At 62.2% G+C, this 21,869-nt stretch carries 20 protein-coding genes and 1 tRNA gene; 11 read left to right on the top strand and 10 right to left on the bottom strand.

Annotated elements, in window-relative coordinates:
- Positions 1-5: 5 nt before the first annotated feature.
- The gene (locus R3E49_RS05900; protein ID WP_371294189.1) at positions 6-719 is read right to left on the bottom strand and encodes an SIMPL domain-containing protein; all 714 of its coding nucleotides are present in this window, start codon (positions 717-719) and stop codon (positions 6-8) included.
- 192 nt (positions 720-911) lie between these two features.
- Here R3E49_RS05900 and R3E49_RS05895 point away from each other — a divergent pair, with 192 nt between their 5' ends.
- The 3 genes from R3E49_RS05895 (at position 912) to R3E49_RS05885 (ending at position 3,038) form a co-directional block, all read left to right on the top strand.
- Entirely contained in the window at positions 912-1,364 is a 453-nt protein-coding gene (locus tag R3E49_RS05895; protein ID WP_371294188.1) for a MarR family winged helix-turn-helix transcriptional regulator, read from the top strand.
- Positions 1,365-2,141 carry an enoyl-CoA hydratase gene (locus tag R3E49_RS05890; RefSeq protein ID WP_371294187.1) on the top strand — a complete coding sequence of 259 codons (777 nt, stop codon included), beginning with the start codon at positions 1,365-1,367 and terminating at the stop codon, positions 2,139-2,141.
- A gap of 69 nt (positions 2,142-2,210) precedes the next feature.
- Complete coding sequence (locus tag R3E49_RS05885; RefSeq protein ID WP_371294186.1) at positions 2,211-3,038, top strand: SDR family NAD(P)-dependent oxidoreductase; 828 nt, start codon at positions 2,211-2,213, stop codon at positions 3,036-3,038.
- Positions 3,039-3,080: 42 nt separating this feature from the next.
- Here R3E49_RS05885 and R3E49_RS05880 read toward each other — a convergent pair.
- The 3 genes from R3E49_RS05880 to R3E49_RS05870 form a co-directional block, all read right to left on the bottom strand.
- Positions 3,081-3,156: transfer RNA gene (locus tag R3E49_RS05880), tRNA-Thr, on the bottom strand.
- Positions 3,157-3,212: 56 nt separating this feature from the next.
- Positions 3,213-4,586, bottom strand: a complete 1,374-nt coding sequence (locus R3E49_RS05875) for a wax ester/triacylglycerol synthase family O-acyltransferase (RefSeq protein WP_371294185.1) — start codon at positions 4,584-4,586, stop codon at positions 3,213-3,215.
- Positions 4,587-4,594: 8 nt separating this feature from the next.
- Positions 4,595-6,094: a carboxypeptidase M32 gene (locus tag R3E49_RS05870; protein ID WP_371294184.1), complete on the bottom strand. Its 1,500-nt coding sequence runs from the start codon at positions 6,092-6,094 to the stop codon at positions 4,595-4,597.
- A gap of 93 nt (positions 6,095-6,187) precedes the next feature.
- Here R3E49_RS05870 and R3E49_RS05865 point away from each other — a divergent pair, with 93 nt between their 5' ends.
- The 8 genes from R3E49_RS05865 to R3E49_RS05830 are packed head-to-tail and all read left to right on the top strand — an operon-like array spanning position 6,188 to position 17,114.
- A complete protein-coding gene (locus R3E49_RS05865) occupies positions 6,188-7,993 on the top strand; it encodes a long-chain-acyl-CoA synthetase (protein ID WP_371294183.1) in 1,806 nt (601 codons plus the stop codon).
- Positions 7,994-8,029: 36 nt separating this feature from the next.
- On the top strand, positions 8,030-9,673 hold the full coding sequence (locus R3E49_RS05860) for a peptide ABC transporter substrate-binding protein (RefSeq protein WP_371294182.1): 1,644 nt from the start codon (positions 8,030-8,032) through the stop codon (positions 9,671-9,673).
- 3 nt (positions 9,674-9,676) lie between these two features.
- Positions 9,677-10,609, top strand: a complete 933-nt coding sequence (locus tag R3E49_RS05855; protein WP_290738629.1) for an ABC transporter permease — start codon at positions 9,677-9,679, stop codon at positions 10,607-10,609.
- Positions 10,610-11,497, top strand: coding sequence for an ABC transporter permease (locus tag R3E49_RS05850; protein ID WP_290738631.1), 888 nt, complete (start codon positions 10,610-10,612; stop codon positions 11,495-11,497).
- A gap of 6 nt (positions 11,498-11,503) precedes the next feature.
- Positions 11,504-13,090, top strand: coding sequence for an ABC transporter ATP-binding protein (locus tag R3E49_RS05845; protein ID WP_371294181.1), 1,587 nt, complete (start codon positions 11,504-11,506; stop codon positions 13,088-13,090).
- A gap of 42 nt (positions 13,091-13,132) precedes the next feature.
- A complete protein-coding gene (locus R3E49_RS05840; protein WP_371294180.1) occupies positions 13,133-14,503 on the top strand; it encodes an MFS transporter in 1,371 nt (456 codons plus the stop codon).
- A gap of 32 nt (positions 14,504-14,535) precedes the next feature.
- On the top strand, positions 14,536-15,360 hold the full coding sequence (locus R3E49_RS05835; RefSeq protein ID WP_371294179.1) for a DUF6502 family protein: 825 nt from the start codon (positions 14,536-14,538) through the stop codon (positions 15,358-15,360).
- On the top strand, positions 15,357-17,114 hold the full coding sequence (locus tag R3E49_RS05830; RefSeq protein ID WP_371294178.1) for a DUF5666 domain-containing protein: 1,758 nt from the start codon (positions 15,357-15,359) through the stop codon (positions 17,112-17,114). The genes R3E49_RS05835 and R3E49_RS05830 overlap by 4 nt, the downstream gene beginning before the upstream one ends.
- A 49-nt stretch (positions 17,115-17,163) precedes the next feature.
- Here the strand turns inward: R3E49_RS05830 and R3E49_RS05825 are convergent, their stop codons facing one another.
- The 6 genes from R3E49_RS05825 to sufC are packed head-to-tail and all read right to left on the bottom strand — an operon-like array spanning position 17,164 to position 21,832.
- Positions 17,164-17,601 (bottom strand): SufE family protein, encoded by a 438-nt coding sequence (locus R3E49_RS05825; protein WP_371294177.1) that lies wholly within the window; start codon positions 17,599-17,601, stop codon positions 17,164-17,166.
- Between the two features lie 12 nt (positions 17,602-17,613).
- Positions 17,614-18,156: a putative Fe-S cluster assembly protein SufT gene (gene sufT / locus R3E49_RS05820; protein ID WP_371294176.1), complete on the bottom strand. Its 543-nt coding sequence runs from the start codon at positions 18,154-18,156 to the stop codon at positions 17,614-17,616.
- A 14-nt stretch (positions 18,157-18,170) separates the two neighbouring features.
- Complete coding sequence (locus R3E49_RS05815) at positions 18,171-18,527, bottom strand: HesB/IscA family protein (protein WP_371294175.1); 357 nt, start codon at positions 18,525-18,527, stop codon at positions 18,171-18,173.
- A 10-nt stretch (positions 18,528-18,537) separates the two neighbouring features.
- Entirely contained in the window at positions 18,538-19,785 is a 1,248-nt protein-coding gene (locus tag R3E49_RS05810; protein WP_371294174.1) for an aminotransferase class V-fold PLP-dependent enzyme, read from the bottom strand.
- The gene (gene sufD / locus R3E49_RS05805; protein ID WP_371294173.1) at positions 19,782-21,086 is read right to left on the bottom strand and encodes a Fe-S cluster assembly protein SufD; all 1,305 of its coding nucleotides are present in this window, start codon (positions 21,084-21,086) and stop codon (positions 19,782-19,784) included. Before sufD ends, R3E49_RS05810 begins: the two co-directional genes overlap by 4 nt.
- Positions 21,086-21,832 (bottom strand): Fe-S cluster assembly ATPase SufC, encoded by a 747-nt coding sequence (sufC, locus tag R3E49_RS05800; protein WP_371294172.1) that lies wholly within the window; start codon positions 21,830-21,832, stop codon positions 21,086-21,088. Before sufC ends, sufD begins: the two co-directional genes overlap by 1 nt.
- Positions 21,833-21,869: the final 37 nt, after the last annotated feature.

The raw sequence follows: 21,869 nt of genomic DNA, 5'->3' as shown, positions 1-21,869 counted from the left end.
ACGCCTTACTCCAGCGTGTACTCGAAGGTGCTCACCACCCGCAGGCGTTTTACCCGGGAACTGCCATCGTCCCAGTCATTGCCATCGCTGCCAGTGATGCGGATGACGCCCTGATTGGCCGTGCGCAGCGCACCGACCCGGGCCCCGGCCTCGGCCGCAAATTTTTCTGCCTGTTCCCGCGCGTTGCGTGTGGCCTCCGCCAACAGCGCCGGTTTGATTTCGTTGAATCCGCGCAGTTGGTAGCGCGGGCCGCTGCCGCCTTCGATTTCAACACCGGCTTCGATCAGCGGGTCTATCGCCAGCGCCGTGGCTTCCACCAGCGCCACCCGGTCTGACTGGACGATGATCAGGCCGCTGCCGGTATAGCGCAGGGGCTGGTTGCTCGCACCGTACTCCCGGGAATAGGCGTCCTGCACCTGCAATGGCCTGATCTCCAGTTCCTCGGCAGTGAAGCCGGCGGTTTCCAGGAAGCGCATAACCCGCGACCGGTCTTCGGCAAGCGCCTGCTGGACGTCAGCGAAGGCGTTGCCGGCGCGGCGAAAGGTGAGATTCCAGGCTGCGAAGTCGCTCTCCACATCCGCCTCCGCCAGCCCCTTGATGGTGACTGAACGGTCGGCCAGCTTGAAGCGCTGCAAACCGTCACCGACAGTCCAGCCGGCCGCGGCAACACCCAGCGCCAGTAGCAGGGCGCCGAACCAAACGCCTGGTTTGTTTGTCATCGCATGGGATCTCCGGGCAAGGCCGCAACAGGGAAGGCGGCATACCAGATTACAAGCGAGGGTTGAGGGGAAGCAAGCGCCATGTGTATAGGGCGGACGTGCCGCAGTTCATTCAGGGCACTGCGGCCGCGCTTGACTGGCACAGGTAGACAGCTAAACTGATAATAAGTATAACTGAACATAGGGTGCTGTGTGGCGGTCGGGTACGACAAGCATGAACTGGGCATGGCGTTGCTGCTGGCATTGGAAGATTTCCAGCGTCGCCTTGACGCCGAACTTGCCCGAAACGGGTTTCCTGGTATTCGACGCCGCCACCGCATGGTGTTCAGGCACATTGCGACTCACGGTCCCAGTCGCAGTGTTGACCTGGCCGGAGCGGTGGGTATCCGTTCCCAGTCGATGATGAAAATCGTGCACGAACTGGAGGAATTGGGGTGGGTCAAGCGCAGGGTCGATCCGGCCGATTCGCGTGCCAAGTTGATCGCTTTCAGCCCGCAGGGAGAGCAGTTGCTGGCGCAGCTGGATGTCTCCACCCAGGTTGTGTGGGAGCAATATGCGAAACAGCTTGGCGTGGAAGCGCTGGATACCCTGCTTGAGTCATTACGTTTGATGGTCAGTCCTCCGCACTGCAAGGGGAACCAGTGAATGAATACGGTCCTGCTCGAGAAGCATGAAGGCTATGCCATTGTAACGCTGAACCGTCCCGACGCGATGAACGCTTTGTCGCGGGAGCTCAGGGCGGACTTTGTGTCGGCGTTTGCAGAGTGCGTTCGCGACCGGGCTGTCAGGGTCATCATATTGACGGGTAAAGGCCGCGCTTTCTGCGCAGGCTTTGACCTGAAGGAGCTGAGTGCCGGTGACGGCGATGCCGCGGATGCGGCGGACAACACGGTCGCCCGTGCGATGGACGCGTTCACCGGCCCGATTATCGGCGCGATCAATGGCCATGCGATCACCGGCGGGTTTGAGATGGCACTTGCCTGCGATGTGCTGATCGCCTCCGAAAACGCGCGGTTTGCCGACACCCACGCCCGTGTGGGTATCTTGCCCGGCTGGGGCCTGAGTCAAAAGTTACCACGGTTGATCGGACTCTCCAGAGCCAAAGAGATTTGCTTTACCGGTACGCCCGTTTTTGCCCAGCAGGCCCATGCGTGGGGGTTGGTCAATCACGTTGTTCCGGCCGACCAGTTGTTGCCTCGAGCGAGAAAAATGGCCGAGGACATGTGTGCCTGCGTCCCGGACGTTCTCGCTCGTTACAAGCCGCTGATTGACCAGGGCTTCAACAAACCCCTTGACGAGGCGCTGCGCTGGGAAGAACGCATCGCTATCGAATCGGCCAGGCAGGCGAAAGGGCAGGTTATCGCCCAGCGGCGTGAAAGCGTGCTGGCGCGAGGACGCAGCGAGCGTGGCAAATCAGAGTAGCCGGCGAAAGGCTATCGACCTCATTGAAATCGCGGCACACAGGTGCCCTGCAGAAAGGAAAAACGGGATATGAAAAAGGTGGCTTTTATCACCGGCGCCAGCCGCGGCATGGGTGCTGCCACGGCGATCGAGTTTGCCCGCCGGGGCTACAACCTGGTGCTGACGGCTCGCACCATGCAAGAGGGCGAGCAACATGAATACGGGAGCTGGAAGCCGACGACCACCTCCCTCCCGGGCTCACTGGAAGCGACCGGCGAAGCGGCGCGCGCCCACGGCGCAGAGGTCCTCCTGCTGCGCTCCGACATACTGGACCTGGCGTCGGTACAGACCGCGGCTGATCGCGCCCTGGAGCACTTCTCCAGGGTCGATGTCCTGTTCAATAATGCCTGCTACCAGGGGCCTGGCAACATGCAGCGGGTGCTGGAGGTCGAGATTGAGCAGGCGCGCAATGTGTATCAGGGCAACATTCTCGCGCCGCTGGTGCTGGTGAAAGCCCTGCTGCCCGGCATGCTGGAGCGCGCCAGTGGTGCGGTGATCAACATGGTCTCGGGCTCCGCGCTCAGTGACCCGCCGGCACCGGCAGACGAAGGCGGCTGGGGCTTCGTATATCCGTCCTCGAAGGCTGCGTTGATTCGCATGATGCCCGCGCTGCGGGTTGAGCACCGGGACAGTGGCGTTCGGTTTTTTTCCGTGGAACCCGGGTTTGTGCTCACAGAGGTGATGAAAGCCAACGGCTTTGACGACAAGATCGCCCAGCGCTTCAAGCCAACCGCACCCGAGGCGGTGGCGGATATAGTGTACTGGCTGGCAGAGGATGCAGCGGCACTGGAGCACCACCAGCGTACGGTGATCTTTGCTCCCCAGCTGCACAAGAAACTGTTCGGGGAGGTAGGCTGATCTTGACTATTCCCTATCCGGCCGGAATGCACCGTGGGGAGATGGTGCCGGAGATAGGAGTCGAACCTACGACCTTCGCATTACGAATGCGCTGCTCTACCAACTGAGCTACACCGGCGGGGCCGCGATTATAGCAAAAGGGGCGCGGGCGGCCGCAAGTTTTTTCTCGAACACCTACCGCCCTGCCATCTCCTTTCGCAGTGCGTTATAGCTGGCGCGGATATGCACGGGCAGTTCATCAATGGCCGCCTGCCGCTCCGGGCAGCCGGCAATGCCAAAGCAGAGCTTGCCGGCATGGCTTACCACCGTGATGTTCAGGCCCATGCCGTGGGTGATAATCGAGAGCGGGTAGAGGGCCTCCAGGCGTGCGCCGTTCAGGTAGAGCGGTGTTTTGGCTCCGGGAACATTGGAAAAGATGGCGTTGATTGCCGGCCGCACGCGTTCGGCGTTGCCGCTTAATGTGAGCAACACCGCAGGTAACATCAGCAGCGCGTAAAAGTCTTCTGCCGCTGTCACCGACATCGCCGCCATCTCCCGTTTGGCAGCGCGGGTCGTGCGGACAACCCGCTGCAGGCGTTTGGCGTCGTTGCTCTCGCTGGTGAAGAACGGGCTCAGGATGTAGCTCAGGCGATTGCCGTCTTCGCCCTGCGCAGACTTCAGCGACACCGGCATGCCCACAATCAGCGAGCTCTTCGGTAACGCATTTTGCGCCTTGAGATACCGGCGCAGGGCACCACCGCAGATCGCCAGCAACACATCGTTGACGGTGCCGCCACTCTGCTTTGCCAGACGACGCACGGTGCTCAGTGGCAGATCACAGATGGTCAGGCTGCGCCGGGCCTCCAACTCGGTATTGAACAGGGTCCGTGGGGCGGTGAAGGGCAGTCGCATGCCCTCCGCATTGCCCCTGAGGATATCTTCGCCCATGTGCAGCAGCAGCCGCGACAGCTGCGGCACGGCGCGATACTGCTTGAGGGTGCTGCTGGCAACGCGGCCCAGCTGTTCGAACAGGCTGTGGTGACTATGCTGGTGGCCCTGTTCACGCCGCACCTGGCGGAAGTTGATACCTGCCGTCTCATCCGTGCTGAACAGGCTCTGGATCATCCGCATGGCGCCGATGCCATCGACCAGCGCATGATGGGTCTTGCAGTACATTGCAAAGCGGCCGCCGGGAAGCCCCTCAATGATGTGCAGTTCCCACAGCGGGCGGTGACGGTCCAGGCGCCTCTCATGTGCGCGGGTCACCAGCTGCAGCAGGTCCTGCATGCGCCCGGGTTGCGGCAGGGCATAGTGGAACACGTGGTTTTCGGGGCAGTAGTTCGTGGCCTCCTCCCAGTGTGCGCCAGAGATATTCTCAGGGTCCGACAGCTGCCTGTTGAACGCGGGCAGGATCTCGTTGAGCCGGCCACAGTCCCGGGCCAGTTTGCGCAGGAAGTTCCCGGCAGCGCCTTCCGGGGGGCGCAGCACCATCAAGGCAGCAACGTGGAAAGGGCAGCGCGGCGTTTCGATGCGAAGAAAACCGGCGTCCTGGGCGCTTAATCGGGTCATTGGCGTGCTCAGCCTCCTGCCAGGTAGCGCGCCTCCAGATGCGCGCGAAACCAGGATGACTGCAACGGGCTGCCGGTCGCTTGCTGCATGAGCGCGTTGTAGTCGAGGAATTTACCCTGGCTGTGGACCTGTTCACGCAGCCAGCCCAGCAGGGCGCAGAAGTTGCCTTCAGCCAGCTGCGCGGGCAACTCGGGCAGCGACCGGCGTGCTGCGGCAAACAGTTGTGCTGCACTCATCGCCCCCAGCGTGTAGGTAGGAAAATAGCCAAACAGGCCGGCCGGCCAGTGAACATCTTGCAGGCACCCATCCCTGTAGTTACCGGCGGTGGACAGTCCCAGGTAGGCCTGCATGCGTGTGTCCCATGCATCCGGTATGCCGGCGACATCCAGCGTGCCCTCAATCAGGTCGCGCTCGATCTCATAGCGCAGAATCACGTGCAGCGGGTAGCTCACTTCGTCCGCGTACACGCGGATGTAACCGCGGTTTACCCGTGTGAACAGCCGGTACAGATTGTCCTCCTGCCACGCTGTGCTACCTGTGCTGGCCGTCGAAAAACAGCGCTGCAGGTGGGGTGTGAGAAAGTGCAGGAATTCCCGGCTGCGACAAGCCTGCATCTCCATCAGCAGCGACTGACTTTCGTGCATGGCGGTGCTGAGGGCCTGCCCCACGGGTTGGGATCGCCATTGCGCCGGCAGCCCCTGTTCGTACAAAGCGTGCCCCGTCTCGTGGATGACGCCCATCAAGGCCTGGGTAAAGCCCTCGGTTTCGTAACGCGTGGTGATACGCACATCACTGGGCACGCCGCCACAGAAGGGGTGATGGCTGACATCGAGCCGCCCGTGTTCAAAGTCGAAGCCCAGCGTGCGCATCATCTCAAGGCCGAGCGCGCGCTGTTCCTCGACCGGGAAGGGGCCTTCTGGCGGCACAGCGGGATGCTGCGCCTGTTCTTCTATCACGGCGTCCAGCAGGCCGGGCAGGAAGGCTTTCAGTTCGGCAAACAGTGGGTCCAGCTGTGCGCAGGTCATACCGGGTTCGTAGCTGTCCAGCAGGCTGTCGTAGAGGGACATGCCGTTCACGGCTGAGCGCGCGGCGGCCTCCTCTCGGGCCAGCGCGACAACCTCTTCCAACAGCGGCGCCATGGCTTGCCAGTTATTTTCTGTTCGATGAACACGCCAGGCCTGCTCACAGCGGCTGTTGGCGAGTGCCCGCCGTTCCACGAGGCTTTCCGGGACACAGGTGGCATCGCGGTAGCTGCGGTGCATTTCCCGCAGGTTCGCGGCCTGCCAGGGTGCCAGTGTTTCGGTCTCGGCAGCTGCAAGCCATTCGCCCAATTGTGGGTCAGTGAGCATCTGGTGTGTGATGCCATCCAGCGTCGCCAGCGCCTGTCCGCGCGCGTCGCCGCCACCGGTCGGCATCATGGCGGCTTCATCCCACTGCGCAATCGCGCCCACGTGGTAAAGATCATTGAGTCGAGCAAAGTGTTTGTGCTGCATGTCGTAGGGTGTCATGACGGTAGTCCCGTGGTTGTCGCAGGCGGTTTTGGTTTCAATTTTTCCGGTTCAAGGTATCATACTGCGTGCGTAACAGCGTGGAGCCCTGTAGTGATAAAAAAAGACGTGTTGACCACTCTCGCCGAACTTCCCAATTTGATCAAGGTGAAGAAATTGTTGCGTCCCCGCCCCGGCGACACGCGCGATTGTCTGGGTGCCCGTGTTGCGGCCAATGCGGCGCGCATTCCGCGACGCTCGGCCTTTGTCTGTGAGGGCCAGGCGCTGGACTGGCAGCAATTCAACGCGGAAGCGAATCGCTATGCCGCGGTGTTTCGCGCCCAGGGCCTGAAGCGGGGCGATGCGGTGAGCGTGCTCATGGAGAATCGCATCGCGTTCATGGTGGTGGTTGTCGCGCTCAACAAACTGGGCGTCATTGCCTCCCTGATCAACACCAGCCTGACGGGGCGCCCACTGACCCATTGCGCGGAGATCACCAACGCCAGCAAGTTCCTGTTTGGGGAGGAGTGCATGGACGCGGTCAGCGATGTGCGCGATACGCTCTCGCTGGCTGATGGCGACTACCTGTTCGTGCCGGACGCGGGTTCACGCGCCGCGCCACCCTGGGCGCTGGACATGGCGGCTGCGGCTGCAGAGGCGGACGCGGAGAATCCGGTGGAAACGGCGGATATCGTGATTGACGACACCGCGTTCTACATTTTCACCTCCGGCACCACCGGCCTGCCCAAGGCTGCCGTGCTGTCCAACCGGCGCTATCTCCTGACCGCCAGCGTTGTCCAGGTGGGCGGCCTGCAGCTCACTGAAGATGACCGCTTGTACCTGTGTCTGCCGCTGTTTCACGGTACCGGGTTGATGGTGGGCGCGGGCGCTGCATTTCTGGCTGGGGCCAGCATGTTTGTCCGGCGCAAGTTCTCTGCCAGTCAGTTTCTGCCTGAGGTTCGTCAGTATCGCACTACGGCCTTCGTGTACATCGGTGAGTTGTGCCGCTACCTGCTTCACGTGCCGGCACAGGCGGATGATGCGGACAGCCCGCTGCGTGCCGTGGTGGGCAACGGCCTGCGGCCGGATATCTGGCACAACTTCAAGCGGCGCTTCGGGATTCAGCGGGTGGCTGAGTTCTACGGCTCCAGTGAAGGCAACGTGGGCTTTTTCAACCTGTTGAACAAGGATTGCACGGTCGGCACCTCGGCGTTGCCAACGGCGCTGATCAAATACGACGTGGACCGCGACGAGGTGGTGCGCAATGCCGCGGGTCGCTGCCAGCCGGTGGCCGCGGGTGAGCCGGGCCTGCTGTTGGGAAAAATCACCCCGCATACCCGGTTTGAGGGCTACACCAGTGCCGAGGCCACGGAAAAGAAGATACTGCGCGATGTGCTGCAACCGGGGGATGCCTGGTTCAACACAGGTGACCTCATGCGGACGGTGGATGTAGGTTTCGCCCTCGGCTTGCCGCACTACCAGTTCGTGGACCGTATCGGGGATACCTTCCGCTGGAAAGGGGAGAACGTCTCGACCAACGAGGTAGGGGAAATTCTCAATCTGCACCCCCAGGTCGCGTTGAGCAATGTGTATGGGGTTCAGGTCCCCGGCACTGACGGCCGCGCCGGCATGGCGTCGTTGCGCCTGGAGGAGGGTGTGGAGAACCTGGACCTGGACAGTTTCTCTACACATGTGCACGGGGAACTCCCGCACTTTGCGCGGCCGCTGTTCCTGCGCATTCAGCGTGAAATCGATACTACTGGCACCTTCAAACTGCTCAAGGGTGAATTGCGCAAGCAGGGTTATGACCCGGCGCTGGTCGCCGACACGCTGTGTGTGCTGAAACCGGGGTCATCGCGCTACGAGCCACTGGACGCCGCTTTCCACGCGCAGATCGTCCAGGGTACGGCCGGTTACTGATGGCGTTCACCGCGTAAACAGGCTATGTTCGCCTCTATGCAAACCTGTGCCCGTATCGTTACCTGCTGCCTGCTGGCCGCGCTTCTGCTTGCCTGCAGTGCCGGGGAGTCCAACGTGGCTCAGGGTAACCGCGACGGGATCCTCCACTTTGGTAATGGCTCTGAACCCCAGGGTCTGGATCCCCATGTGGTGACCGGCGTGCCCGAGAGCAAGATCATCGACGCGCTCTTTGAGGGGCTCACCCGAAAAAACCCCTGGACACTGGAACCCGAGCCCGGCGCGGCCGCGAGTTGGGAGTTCAGTGAGGATCGCCGGGTCATCACATTCCATATGCAGCCCGAGGGCCGCTGGTCAAACGGCGACCCGGTCACTGCGCACGATTTTGTCTGGTCCTGGCGGCGCGCGCTGGACCCGGCGATGGGCAACCTGTACGCCTACATGCTGTACCCGGTGAAAAATGCCGAGGCCTACGCGACCGGCAAGATTGACGACCCGGAGCTGCTCGGCGTACGCGCGCTGGATGACATGACCCTGGAGGTGACGCTCAACGCGCCAACGCCGTATTTTCTGCAGCTCATGGACCACTATTCGAGCTTTGCCGTGCACCGCGAGACGGTCGAACGCTTTGGCAAGGCGACAGACCGCTTTACCCGTTGGACCCGCGTCGGCAACATCGTGAGCAATGGCCCGTTCCAGCTCAAGGGCTGGGAGCTCAACCGGCGCATTGTTGTGGAGCGCAATCCGCAGTACTGGGACAATGACACGGTGCGGCTGAACGGCATTGTGTTCTACCCGACGGAGAACGCTGTCAGCGAGGAACGCATGTTCCGCGTCAACCAGTTGCACTACACGGGCGATGTGCCGCTGAACAAGATTCCCGCCTACCGCAGCCTGCCCAACACCCCGTTTGTCGAAGCGCCCTATCTGGGCACCTATTTTTACCTGCTGAATACCGAGCGACCGCCGCTGGATGACGTGCGGGTGCGCAAGGCCCTGTCGCTGGCGGTTGATCGCGAGGCGATAACCCGCAACGTGTTGTACGGCAGCAACAACCCGGCGTACGCCATCACGCCCCCGGGCACACTGGGCTACCAGCCACCGCAGTTGTTCACCTACGATCCGACGGAGGCGCGCCGTCTGCTCGCCGAAGCCGGGTACCCGGACGGTGACGGCTGGCCCGGTCTGGAGCTCATCTACAACACCAGCGAAAGTCACCGCAAGATCGCCGTAGCCCTGCAGCAGATGTGGAAGGATGTGCTCAACATCAAGGTCACGCTCTCCAACCAGGAGTGGAAGGTCTACCTCGATTCAGTGTCCGAAATGAATTTCCAGGTGGCGCGGCGCGGCTGGATTGGTGATTACGTGGATCCCAACAACTTTCTCGACCTGTACATCACCGAGGGTGGCAACAACAACACGGGCTTTGCGGACCCGGTCTACGACGACCTGATTCTGCAGCGCGCGCCGCGCGCCGCCACCCAGGAGGAGCGCTTCGCACTGTTCCATGAAGCGGAGACGCGCCTCATGGAGCAGATGCCGATCATTCCCATCTACACCTACGCCAGCAAACACCTGGTGCACCCGTCGGTAAAAGGGCTGCCTGCCAACCTGATGGATTTCATCAACGTAAAGTACATTTATCTCGAGGATGTACCGCTGACCGAGTTCAAACTGGAGTAGCCTATGTGGCGGTTTGTGGTGGGGCGCCTGTTGCAGGCAATACCCGTGATTCTTGCGGTAATCACCGTCACGTTTTTTCTGGTACGTATCGCACCCGGCGGCCCCTTCGACAGTGAAAAAGCGGTCATACCCGAAGTGAAGGCGGCGCTGGAGGCGCAGTACCGGCTCGACCTCCCTCTTGGCCAGCAGTATCTGGCCTACCTCGGGGATCTCGCCCAAGGTGAGCTGGGCCCCTCCTTCAAATACCCGGGGCGCAGTGTGAATGAACTGATTGCGGCGGGACTGCCGGCGACAGCCGAACTTGGCGCGTATGCCTTGCTGGTTGCAGTTGTGCTGGGTGGGCTGGCGGGTGTGGTTGCTTCGCTGAAGCCGAATAGCGCCCAGGACTACATACCCATGTCTGTCGCCATGATCGGCATCTGCATGCCGACGTTCCTGCTCGGGCCGCTGCTGGTGCTGTTATTTGGCATCCACCTGGAATGGTTGCCGGTGGCGGGTTGGGGTGATATCCCGGGCGACAAGATTCTGCCAAGTCTCACGCTGGGGGCCGCCTACGCGGCCTATATCGCGCGGCTGAGCCGCGCGGGCATGCTGGAGGTGATGTCACAGGACTATATTCGCACGGCACGCGCCAAGGGGTTGCCCGAGTGGCAGGTGGTGACACGTCATGCGCTGCGCGGTGGCCTGATTCCCGTCGTCGCCTTTCTCGGCCCCGCCTTCGCCGGCTTGCTGGCCGGATCGTTTGTGGTGGAGACCATATTCCAGATTCCCGGGCTGGGCCGCTTCTACGTGCAGGCCGCGTTCAACCGTGACTACACCATGATTCTTGGTACCACGGTGTTTCTGTCGACGCTGATCGTATTGTTTAATCTGCTGTCTGACATTCTCGCTGCGTGGCTGAACCCCCGCTTGCGTGCGCAGTACGGGGAGGCCTGAATGACGGCGGCGAACCTCACCAGCGTGGCACAGGCAGAGCAGGGCACGTCCCTGTGGAAGGATGCCTGGCGCAGGTTGCGCAAGAACCGGCTGGCATTATTCGGGCTTGCCGTGCTCACGGCATTCATCCTGATCGCGCTGTTAACACCGTGGCTGGCACCCTATGCCTACGATGCGCAGAACCTGGATCTCGGAGCCTCCCCGCCCTCGGCGGAGCACTGGCTGGGAACCGATATCTTCGGCCGTGACCTGCTGACCCAGATCATGTACGGCGGGCGTATTTCCCTGGCCGTGGGTTTCGTCGCCACCGCTGTCGCGCTGGTCATCGGCGTCACCTGGGGCGCGGTCGCCGGTTATGTGGGCGGGCGCGTGGATGCGGTCATGATGCGTCTGGTGGACATCCTGTACGCATTGCCTTTCATGATTTTCATCGTGTTGTTGATGGTGGTCTTCGGTCGCAACCTGCTCTTGCTGTTTCTGGCCATCGGTGCGGTGGAGTGGTTGACCATGGCGCGCATCATGCGCGGCCAGGTGCAGTCATTGCGGCAGCAGGAGTTTGTGGAGGCTGCGGTATCCCTGGGGCTGTCGCCCGCCACCATTGTGCGCCGCCACCTGGTACCGAATGCGCTGGGGCCGATTATCGTCTACACCACCCTGACGATACCCAGCGTCATGCTGCTGGAAGCCTTCCTCAGCTTTCTCGGGCTTGGTGTGCAACCGCCAGCGACTTCCTGGGGCCTGCTGATATCCTACGGCGCCGAGACCATGGAGGAGTACCCCTGGTTGCTGATTTTCCCGGGTGCCGCGCTGACGCTCACCCTGTTTGCTTTGAACTTCCTTGGCGACGGCCTGCGTGATGCGCTGGACGTGCGCGGCTCTGGAGACTGATCGCTTATGCCTTTGCTCAGTGTCCGCGACCTGCAGGTGGATTTCACGACCCGCAACGGGCGTATCACGGCGGTCAACCGCATTGGCTTTGATGTTGAGGCCGGCAAGATCACCGCCATTATTGGCGAGTCGGGTTCGGGCAAGTCCGTGGCCTGTTACAGCCTGCTGGGTCTTCTGCCAGTGCCCCCCGCCAGTATCGAAAGCGGCAGCGCCCTGTTTGACGGGCGCGATCTGCTGCAGTTGAGTGAGCGGGAATTGCGGCAGATCCGTGGCCGCGATATCGCGATGATCTTTCAGGACCCGATGACCTGCCTCAACCCCTACATGACCGTGGGCAACCAGTTGATGGAGCCGTTGCTGTATCACCGTAAGGTGACGCGGCAGCAGGCGCGCACGCGAGCGCTGGAACTGCTGGCGGAGGTGGGCCTGCGCGACCCCGAGTCGACGATAGACCAGTACCCCCACCAGTTCTCCGGGGGCATGCGCCAGCGGGTGATGATCGCCATGGCGCTGATCAATGAACCCAAACTGCTGATAGCCGACGAGCCCACCACCGCACTGGATGTCACCATACAGGCGCAGATCCTTGGGCTGATAGCCGAGTTGCAGCGCAAGCGCGACATCGGCGTTATCTTCATCAGCCACGACCTGTCGGTGGTCGCCGACATCGCCGATGAAATCGTGGTGATGGAAAAGGGCCACGTGGTGGAGCGGGGCGACCGCCAGGCGATTTTTGAGGCCGCTGAGCATCCCTACACACAGAAACTGCTGGCGGCGATTCCCGCGGGTAGCAAGGCACCCGGCGAGGTGCCCCGTGACGATCTGATCCAGGTGCGCAACCTGTGCACCTGGTTTTCCCAGTGGCGCGGGGCGGAGCCGTTACGTGCCGTCGATGATGTCAGCTTCACCATACAGCGCGGTGAGGTGCTGGGTCTGGTCGGGGAGTCGGGCAGCGGCAAGTCCACCATCGGCCGCTCGCTGCTGCGGCTGGTGCCGGTGACTCGCGGTGAAGTGCTGTTTGACGGCACCGATGTGACCAGCCTGCAGGGTACCGCCCTGAAACAGATGCGGCGGCGCATGCAGATGATATTCCAGGACCCGTATGCGTCTCTAAACCCGCGCATGTCGGTTTATGACACCCTGGCCGAACCCTTGCTCCTGCACGGTATTGAATCACGCAAGACGGTGGAGCAGGGTGTCCTGCGCCTGATGGATGATGTTGGCCTGGCGCGCGCTTTTGTGCGCAAGTACCCGCACGAGTTTTCTGGCGGACAGCGGCAGCGCATCGCGATCGGTCGAGCGCTGGCAACCCGCCCCGAGTTCGTGGTGGCCGATGAGCCGGTGTCTGCGCTGGATGTGACTATACAGGCGCAGATCCTTGAACTCATGCTGGAGCTGGGTCGTGAGTACGGCCTGACCATGCTGTTTGTTTCGCACGACCTTGCGGTGGTGCGCCACATCGCCGACCGCATACTCGTGCTGTACAAGGGGCGTGTGGTAGAGCAGGGTACCGGTGATGCCCTGTTCAATAGTCCGCGGGAGGAATACACCCGTCAGCTGCTGCAGGCGATTCCCGGGCGTGGACTGCTGTAAGCGTTACATCATCTGGCTGCCCTGCGACGGGTCACCCGCACTGTGACGGCGCCGCAGCCGACGGGCGAGGGCGCCGCAGCCGACTATCCGGCCGCGGGCACCGCCAACTACGCCCTCATGCTGCTGTTGCTGGCCTATATCCTGTCCTTCATTGATCGCAATGTCATGGCTGTGCTGATCGGGCCGATTCGCGCCGATTTCGCCATCAGTGATTTCCAGTACAGTCTGCTGCACGGTTTTGCGTTTTCCATGTTCTATATCGTCATGGGCCTGCCGATTGCACGACTCGCCGATCGTCACAGCCGCAAGTGGATCATCACCTCGGGCCTGGTCGCGTGGAGCGTGATGACCTGCCTCTGCGGTGCTGCACGCAGCTTTGGTGGCCTGTTCCTGGCGCGAGTGGGGGTGGGTGTCGGCGAAGCCACCCTGTCGCCTTCCGCCTATTCCATGCTGGGGGATCTCTTTCCCCGGGAAAAACTGGCGCGTGCCCTCGCGGTCTACAGCCTGGGGATCACCCTGGGAGGGGGGCTCGCCTACGTCGTCGGCGGCGCAGTCTACGCGTGGTTTGCGCAAAGTGGGCCGGTGACCCTGCCGCTGCTGGGCGAGATGCGCCCCTGGCAGATGACCTTTATCGCGGTGGGCGCACCGGGCCTGTTGCTCGCCGTGTTGCTGGGCTTTCTCCCGGAACCGGCGCGCCGCGGTGGGGCTGTCGCCGTTGCAGGCTCGGCGGTGGTGGAGCCCTCTACACCGGAGCTGGGTGCCATCTTCCGCCACCTGCGGGCGCACGCGCGGGGCTATCTTGCGCCCATCGGGGCTGCGTCCGTGCTCAGCATCCTCGGCTACGGCACCATGGCGTGGTATCCGGAATTCCTGATGCGCAGCTTCGCCATGCCCCGGGCCGAAGCGGGCAGCCAGTTTGGCCTGATGTTTCTGATTGCGGGGAGCCTGGGCGCGTTGGCGGGGGGATGGTCCGTGGAGCCGCTGCGGCGCCGGGGTTACGCAGACGCACCATTGCGCATTGTGCTGCTGGTCGCTGCACTGTGGATGGTGCCGGCGATCGCGGGGCCGTTGAGCACCACTCCCGAGCAGGCAATCTGGTGGGCGGCACCTATCGTGTTTTTCCTCAATGCGCACTTTGGCGTCGGCGTGGCTGCCGTCCAGTTCATGACGCCCAATCGCATGCGGGCACAGGTATCGGCGCTGATGCTGTTCTTCACCAATCTGTTCGGGCTCGCCTTTGGTCCCAGTGCGGTGGCGATGCTCACCGACTTTCTGTTCGGGAATGATCTCGACCTGCGCTATGCCCTGGCACTGTTGCCGGTGCTGGTTGGTCCGCTGGCGATAGCGCTGGTGCTGCAGGGCCTGTCCGGGTATCGGCAGGCGATTTCAGAAGAAATGCAAAAACAGGCTTGACCTTATCCATATTTGGGAATAAATTCCCAAATATGGATATGCCAATACATGACATTCTGGCGGCGGCGGTACTGCGTATCTTGCGCCCCCTTGCCCGCGTGCTGCTCTCACACGGCATGGCCTACGGCGCCTTTGCCGAGTTGGCCAGGCGTGCCTTTGCCGATGAGGGCTTTGCGCTCGCCGCCCGCAGCGGCAAACGCGCAACGGTCTCCAGTGTGTCGGCCCTCACGGGTATGACCCGCAAGGAAATCAGCCGGCTGCGTGAAGACGATGCGCCCGTCAGTGCGGGAGCGAGCCAGCGCTATAACCGGGCAATCCGGGTGATCAGCGGCTGGGTCAACGACGCCGATTTTCACGATGCCGCCGGTCAGCCCGCGGCGTTGCCGCTGGAGGGTGCCGAGGCGAGCTTCGCCGAGCTCACACGCCGTTACAGCGGTGACGTTCCGGCGGCGGCCATGCTCGCTATTCTGGAAGCCAGTGCAAACGTCCAGGTCCACGAGGGCAGGGCACTTCTTGTTGAACGTGCCTACATTCCGATGGCGACATCGCTGGAAAAACTCAACATCCTCGGCAGGGATGTGGGTGAACTGGTCTTCACCATTGGCCACAACCTGGAAGCCCCTCCTGCAGACCGCTTTTTCCAGCGCAAGGTGTCCAACGCCTCCATCGGCGGCGCGGCGGCCGCGGAGTTTCGTGCGCTGTCCAACCGCAAGTCCCAGGCACTGCTCGAAGAGTACAACGCCTGGCTGAACCAGCACCAAGTTGACGACACGGCAGAAGAGGGGGCAGAGTCACCCCGCTATGTCGCTGTTGGCATCTACTACATTGAACTCCCTGAACAGGAGCAGTTGCCATGAAACACACCTTCATACCGCGTCCCCTCGTCACGTCCAGTGCTTTGGCCCTGGTGCTCTCTGCCTGCGGTGGAGGTGGCGGTGGCGATCTCCTCAGTGCATCCGTCAGTGTCCCACCCACATCGGGTGGTGGCATAGGTGGCTCCGGGTCGAGCACAACCAGTAGTGGGTCGATTGATGGCTTCGGCAGCATCTTTGTCAATGGTGTGCGCTTCGAGACCGACGACGCTGAAGTCATCGTCAATGGCGAAGTGCGCGATGATGATGCCCTGCGCCTGGGGATGGTGGTGCTGGTGACCGGGGAAGTGGATGACAGCGGCACCAACGGCACTGCGGAGCGCGTGATTTATGACAATGAACTGAAGGGCCCGATATCCGGCATTGAAGTCTCTGCCGACGGCGATGCAAAACTGCTGACCATTCTTGGCATCAACGTGATCGTTGAGCGCCTGGGTACCGTGTTTGATGACGTCACGTTCGATACGCTGGCGCTTGACGATGTCGTAGAAGTTTCCGGATTCACTGGCCGCGGCGAGAGTCTGCGGGCAACCCGGGTTGAGCGGGAAGGGCGGTTCGTTGCCGGTCAATCCCAGGTGGAGCTGCGCGGCCGCGTCACGGCGCTCACCGAAAACCAGTTCATGCTCGGTGATGTGACCGTGGATGCCAGTGAGGCCGCTCTGGAAGACTTTGGCGGCGCCACATTGAGCGAAGGACAGTTGGTGGAAGTGCGCGGCACACTCGCCGAAGGCGTGCTCACTGCTGTGCGCATCGAGTTGGATGAAGGCGTCAGCAACCGCTTCGCGGAGGGTGCGGCGGTGCAGGTGCAGGGTGCCATCACGGGATACCAGAGCCCCGCCAGCTTCCGTGTGGGAGGCGTTGACGTCGACGCCAGCGCCGCGACCCTGCAACCCGCGGGTCTGGTGCTGGGCAATGGCGCAGTGGTGCAGATAAACGGGGTCTGGGAGCAGGGCAGGCTGGTGGCAAGCCGTATCGAGTCACGCCGTGGACGCATCAAGGTGGAGGGCCCGCTGGGTGCGGTTGACGTTGACGCCGGCACCCTCACCCTGCAGCTGGTACCCGGCTCGATTGCCGTGACCCTGTCGCAGAGCACCCGGCTGGACGACGACTCGGATCGTGCCAGTATCCTGCGTATCGGCGACCTCGTGCCGGGTGATTACCTGGAGGTGGAGGCTTATCTCGATGGTGACCGGCTGGTAGCGACAACGGTGGAGCGGGATGATGATGAGAACGAGCAGTCGCTGCAGGGGCCGGTAGACAGCTTTGTGGCGGGCGAGAGCATCACCATTCTGGGCCTGACCTACAGCACCTCAGGTGCCGAGTTTGAAGGCAGGGATGACGTCGATATTGATGCCGACCTGTTCTTCGCCAATGTGCAGCCCGGTGATCTGGTCAAGGTCAGCGATGACCCCGTCGCCGATGGGATCGCCGATGAAGTGGAGTTTGAAGACCTGGTGGCCCTGGCGGGTGAGCGAGAGTTCGCCTGCTTCGGTGATGATGACTCTGAGGATGGCGATGCCACAGATGACTCCAGTGAAGGCTGTGACGATTTCCTGGACGACGACCCCCTCACCTCCGGTGATGACGACAGCGACGAGGATGACCTGACGGACGATGACGACCTGACGGACGACGATGATGTCACGGAAGACGATGATGATCCCGATGAGTCTGAAGACGATGACCTCACGCCTGAGGATGAGCTAGAGGAAGACGATCTCACCGAAGAGGACGACTAAGGCGGTACGGTCTGCGCGAGCGCCCGTTTGCAGGGCGCTTGCGTCGATCTCAACCTGCGCCGGCGATCTGGCGGATCCGGGCGACCATTGCCCGCAGCCCATTGCCACGCGTGGGAGACAGGTGACGCAACAGGTCAAGTTGTTCGAAATACGCGTCGATATCGAACGCCCGCACTTCCTCGGGCGTCTTGTTGTTGTAGGCCGCGAGCACGACGCCGAGCAGGCCCTTGACGATAAACGCGTCACTGTCCACTGACAGCTGCAGGCGACCCTGCTGCAACTGTGCATCGATCCACACCTGGCTCTGACAGCCACGGATCTTGCGTTCCTCGGTGCGCAGTTCCGGCGGCATGTCCGGGAGTTCGCGGCCCAGGTCGATGATGTATTTGTAGCGGTCCTCCCAGTCATCAAAGAACGCGAGGGTGTCTATGATGTCGTCGCTGGTGATGCTGTGGCCAAACGGATTGTCGGGCGCCGGGTCTGGCACGATGAAGTCTCCCTAGTAGAACATGCCGGTTTCGAGCTGGGCTTCCTCTGACATCATGTCGCGGCTCCAGGGGGGATCGAAAACCAGATCCACGTCGACTTCTTTGACATGCGGCACCTGTGACACGCGGTACTTGACGTCCCCCACCAGCACCGGGCCCATACCGCAGCCGGGCGCTGTCAGGGTCATGCTGATTGCGACACGGCCACTGGCCTGGTCGATCTCGACGCTGTAGATCAGTCCCAGGTTGACCAGGTCGACCGGGACCTCCGGGTCATATACGGTACCCAGTGCCTCCCACACCTGCGTCTCGTCTATGCGGCCGTCTGCCGGCGGGGTAAAGTCCAGCCGCTGTGGTGTCAGCCCCAGCGCGTCGGCATCGGTACCGTCGACACGCACCATATTGCCGTTGTGAATGACAGTGTAATTGCCACCCAGCGCTTGAGTCAGCGTCACGAAGGTGTGCGCCGGGATGGTCACCGGATCGCCAACGGGTACCAGCCTGCCCGGGCAGTCACGCTGGGTGGTCAACAGTGTTCTTTCCTGGGCGCTCATGCAGACTCCGCGGATCAGCTGATGCTGAAGCTTTCGCCGCAGCCGCAGGCAGCAGTGACGTTGGGGTTGTGGAACTTGATGGTGCGGTTCAGGCCTTCCTTTTCGAAATCCAGCCGGGTGCCCTGCAAAACGGGCAGGGAGGCGCGGTCCACGAAAATCGCCAGCTCCGCATCCGGGTGCAGGGCGAGGTCGCCCTCCTGACCGCTGTCCACTTCGTCCATGACGTACATGAAGCCGGTGCAGCCACTCTCCCGAACGCTGATGCGCAGCGCCCGCTTGCCCGACTGACTCAGCTGTTTCTTCAGGTAGGCAGCCGCCGCCGGCGTAACCTGCAGGGCATCGGTGTTCACGTCAAACGTTTCAACGCTCATAAATAACCTTCTAGCCAAAGAGCCGTTTTGCCTTGTGGATACCGGCGAACAGTCGCTCGACATCATCCGCGGTATTGTACAGTGAATAGGACGCGCGTACCGTGCCCGGCAGCTGATAGTGGGCCATCAGCGGCTGCGTGCAGTGGTGGCCGGTGCGCACGGCGATCCCCTGTTCATCCAGCAGCATCCCGAGGTCGGAGGGATGCACGCCCTCGAGTACGAAGCTGAAGATGCCAACAGCGTGTGCTGGGCAGCCGATGCGGCGCAGGCCGTCGACTTGCGCGGCGAGTGTGACGGATTGTTGCAGCAGGCTCTCCTCGTGCGCTGCAGCGGCTTCGATGTCAATGCCTGCGAGATAATCGATGGCGGCGGCCAGACCAATCGCACCGGCAATATTGGGCGTGCCCGCCTCGAACTTGAAAGGCAGTGTGTTCCAGGTGCTGCCGCTGAAACTGACGGTTTCGATCATCTCGCCGCCACCGAGAAAGGGCGGCATGTCTTCCAGCAGGGCCTCCCGACCCCAAAGGACGCCGATGCCGGTAGGGCCAAACAGCTTGTGCGCCGAGAAGACGTAAAAGTCGCAGCCGATGGACTGCACGTCGACCGCCATGTGGGCAATCGCCTGGGCGCCATCCACCAGGATCTTCGCCCCGGCGGCGTGCGCCATGCGGCTGATCTCCGCCACGGGGTTGATGGTGCCCAATGCATTGGAGACGTGGTTGATCGCAACCAGTTTCACGCGCTCATCCAGCAGGCCTGCGAGTGCCTGGAGGTCGATATCGCCGGCCTCGGTGATGGGGATGGGCACTACCTCGGCGCCGGTGGCGGCGGCTACCAGCTGCCAGGGTACGATGTTCGAGTGGTGTTCGAGGTAGGAAACGAGGATACGGTCACCGCCGCGCAGCTGGCTGCGACCCCAACTGTAGGCGACCAGGTTGATCGCCTCGGTGGCGCCTCGTGTCCAGATGACCTGGTGGCTGCCGGGGCTGTTGATAAATCGGGCCACCGTTTCGCGCGCGCCTTCGAAGGCCACTGTGGCCCGGTCGCTCAGGGTGTGTACACCGCGGTGTACATTGGCGTTGTCGTGGCGGTAGTAATTGCCGATCGCCTCGATCACCGCTTCCGGTTTTTGCGTGGTTGCGGCGTTGTCGAGGTAGACCAGTGGAGCGCCATTGACAGACTGCTGCAGGATCGGAAAATCCTGGCGCAATGCCTCGGGATTGAATTTTACGGGCGTGACCGTAGCAGGAGAGCTCACAGGATATGCCTCGTCAGGCGTGAATCCCGCGCAAAGCGACGGGCCAGCAGGGGCTTCAGGAAGGCATGCAGTTCGGCCTGTGCCACTGCCTCCACCAGTTCGTTGATAAAGCCGTAGCTGAGCATCACCTCGGCCTCATCGCGCGGCACGCCCCGCGTGCGCAGATAGTGCAGTGTTAACGGATCCAACTGAGCCACAGTAGCGCCGTGGGCGCACTGTACGTCATCGGCGTAGATTTCCAGCTCCGGCTTGGTGTTGATCTCCGCCTTGTTGCTGGTAAGCAGGTTTTTGTTACTCAACTCCGCGCGGGTTTTCTGCGCCTGTGGATGAATGTGAATGCGCCCGTTGAACACAGCGCTGGCTTCATCAGCGATAATGCCACGGAAGCGCTCCTGGCTGGTGCAGTGGGGCACGGCGTGTTCGATGCAGGTGTGGTAATCCACGGTTTCGGTGCCCCGCGGCAGGTACAGGCCGTCCAGGGAACAATGCGCCCCAGGCCCTTGCTGATCGACGACCAGATCAATACGTTTCAGCGCGCTGCCCAGTGCCAGATGGAAACCGTTCAGCAGGCTGTCCGCATCCTGGCGGGCGTGCACACCGCCGATATGTACCACGTCGCCCTGCTCAAGATGCAGACGGTAGTGATTCAGCTGCGCCCCGCGGCCGATCAGCAACTCGGTCAGTCCGTTGGTGAAGGCGGTGCCGCCGGTGGCAGTGTTGGCGAAGGACTCGACAAGCGTGGCGCCACTGTTTTCCCCAAGGCAGACCAGCAGGCGCTGGGTCACACTGATGGACTCGTTCTGCCCCGTGGTCAGCCAGGCAATATGCACGGGAGTCTCGATGTGGGTGTTTGCCGGCACGTCCATGAATACGCCATCGGTCAGTGTGGCGTCATTCAACGGTGCAAACACGTGACGCCCGGGGAGGATGGCGCTGCCCAGTGCTGCGGCAATGCGCTCGGCCTGATCGCTGGTGGCATCGGCAAAGCGCACCAGTCTTAAACCGGCAGGGAGTTCTGTGGTGGACAGGTCTGACCGATAGTGGCCGTCGGTGAACACCAGCGTGGGCCCCGTCAGTTTCGGCAGCGGCACGTCTCCAAGCGGCGAGCCGGCGGCCTGTGTGGGCGCTGCGCTAAAGGTTTTCTGCAGCGCCTGTAGGCTGGTGTACTTCCACGCCTCGGTCTTGCGCGTGGGCAATGATGTCTTGCTCCAGGCTTCACGACCCTGCGCCTGCAGTGGCTCCAGCCAGGGTGGCGCTGAGCGCGCGGCAGCCGCCAGCGCCTGCTGCATGAAGTCATTCATCAGGCGACATCCTCCAGCCAGGCGTAGCCACGCTCCTCGAGTTCCAGCGCCAGTGAATGATCGCCGGACTTCACGATACGACCGCCAGAGAGCACGTGCACCCGATCCGGCTTGATGAAATTGAGCAGGCGCTGGTAATGCGTCACCAGAATAAAGCTGCGGTCCGCGCTGCGCATGGCGTTGATGCCATCGGCGACCACCTGCAGCGCGTCGATATCCAGTCCGCTGTCGGTTTCGTCCATGATGCAGAGCTTTGGCGCCAGCAGCATCATCTGCATCAGTTCGTTGCGTTTCTTCTCGCCGCCGGAAAAGCCCTCGTTGACGCCGCGCTTGAGGAATGCCTGGTCCAGGTTCACGGCCTTGCAGGCCTCGCGGGCCTGCTTCATGAAAGACACACTGTCCAGCGCCGGCACGTTGCGGTGTTCACGCACGGCATCGACGGAGGCCTTGAGAAATTCCATGTTGCTGACGCCCGGAATCTCCACCGGGTACTGGTAGGCGAGGAACAGTCCGAGGTGCGCGCGCTCCTCAGTGTCGAGTGTTAACAGATCCTGGCCCAGCAGCTGTGCGCTGCCCGCCGTGACCGTGTAGCCGGGGCGACCCGCCAGCACGTGACCCAGCGTGCTCTTGCCCGAACCGTTGGGCCCCATGATCGCATGGACCTCGCCCGCGCCGACGGTGAGGTCGAGGCCCTTCAGAATGGCTTTGTTCTCTACACTGGCGTGCAGGTTGTCGATCTTCAACATGGTCTTCTTGCTCCGAAGTGCGGCAGCGGCGCCGCAC

It is taken from the genome of Haliea sp., from assembly GCF_041395985.1.
GTDB lineage: Bacteria > Pseudomonadota > Gammaproteobacteria > Pseudomonadales > Halieaceae > Haliea.
Note: the sequence above shows the minus strand (reverse complement) of the source record. Positions and strands in the feature narration are given on the sequence as shown.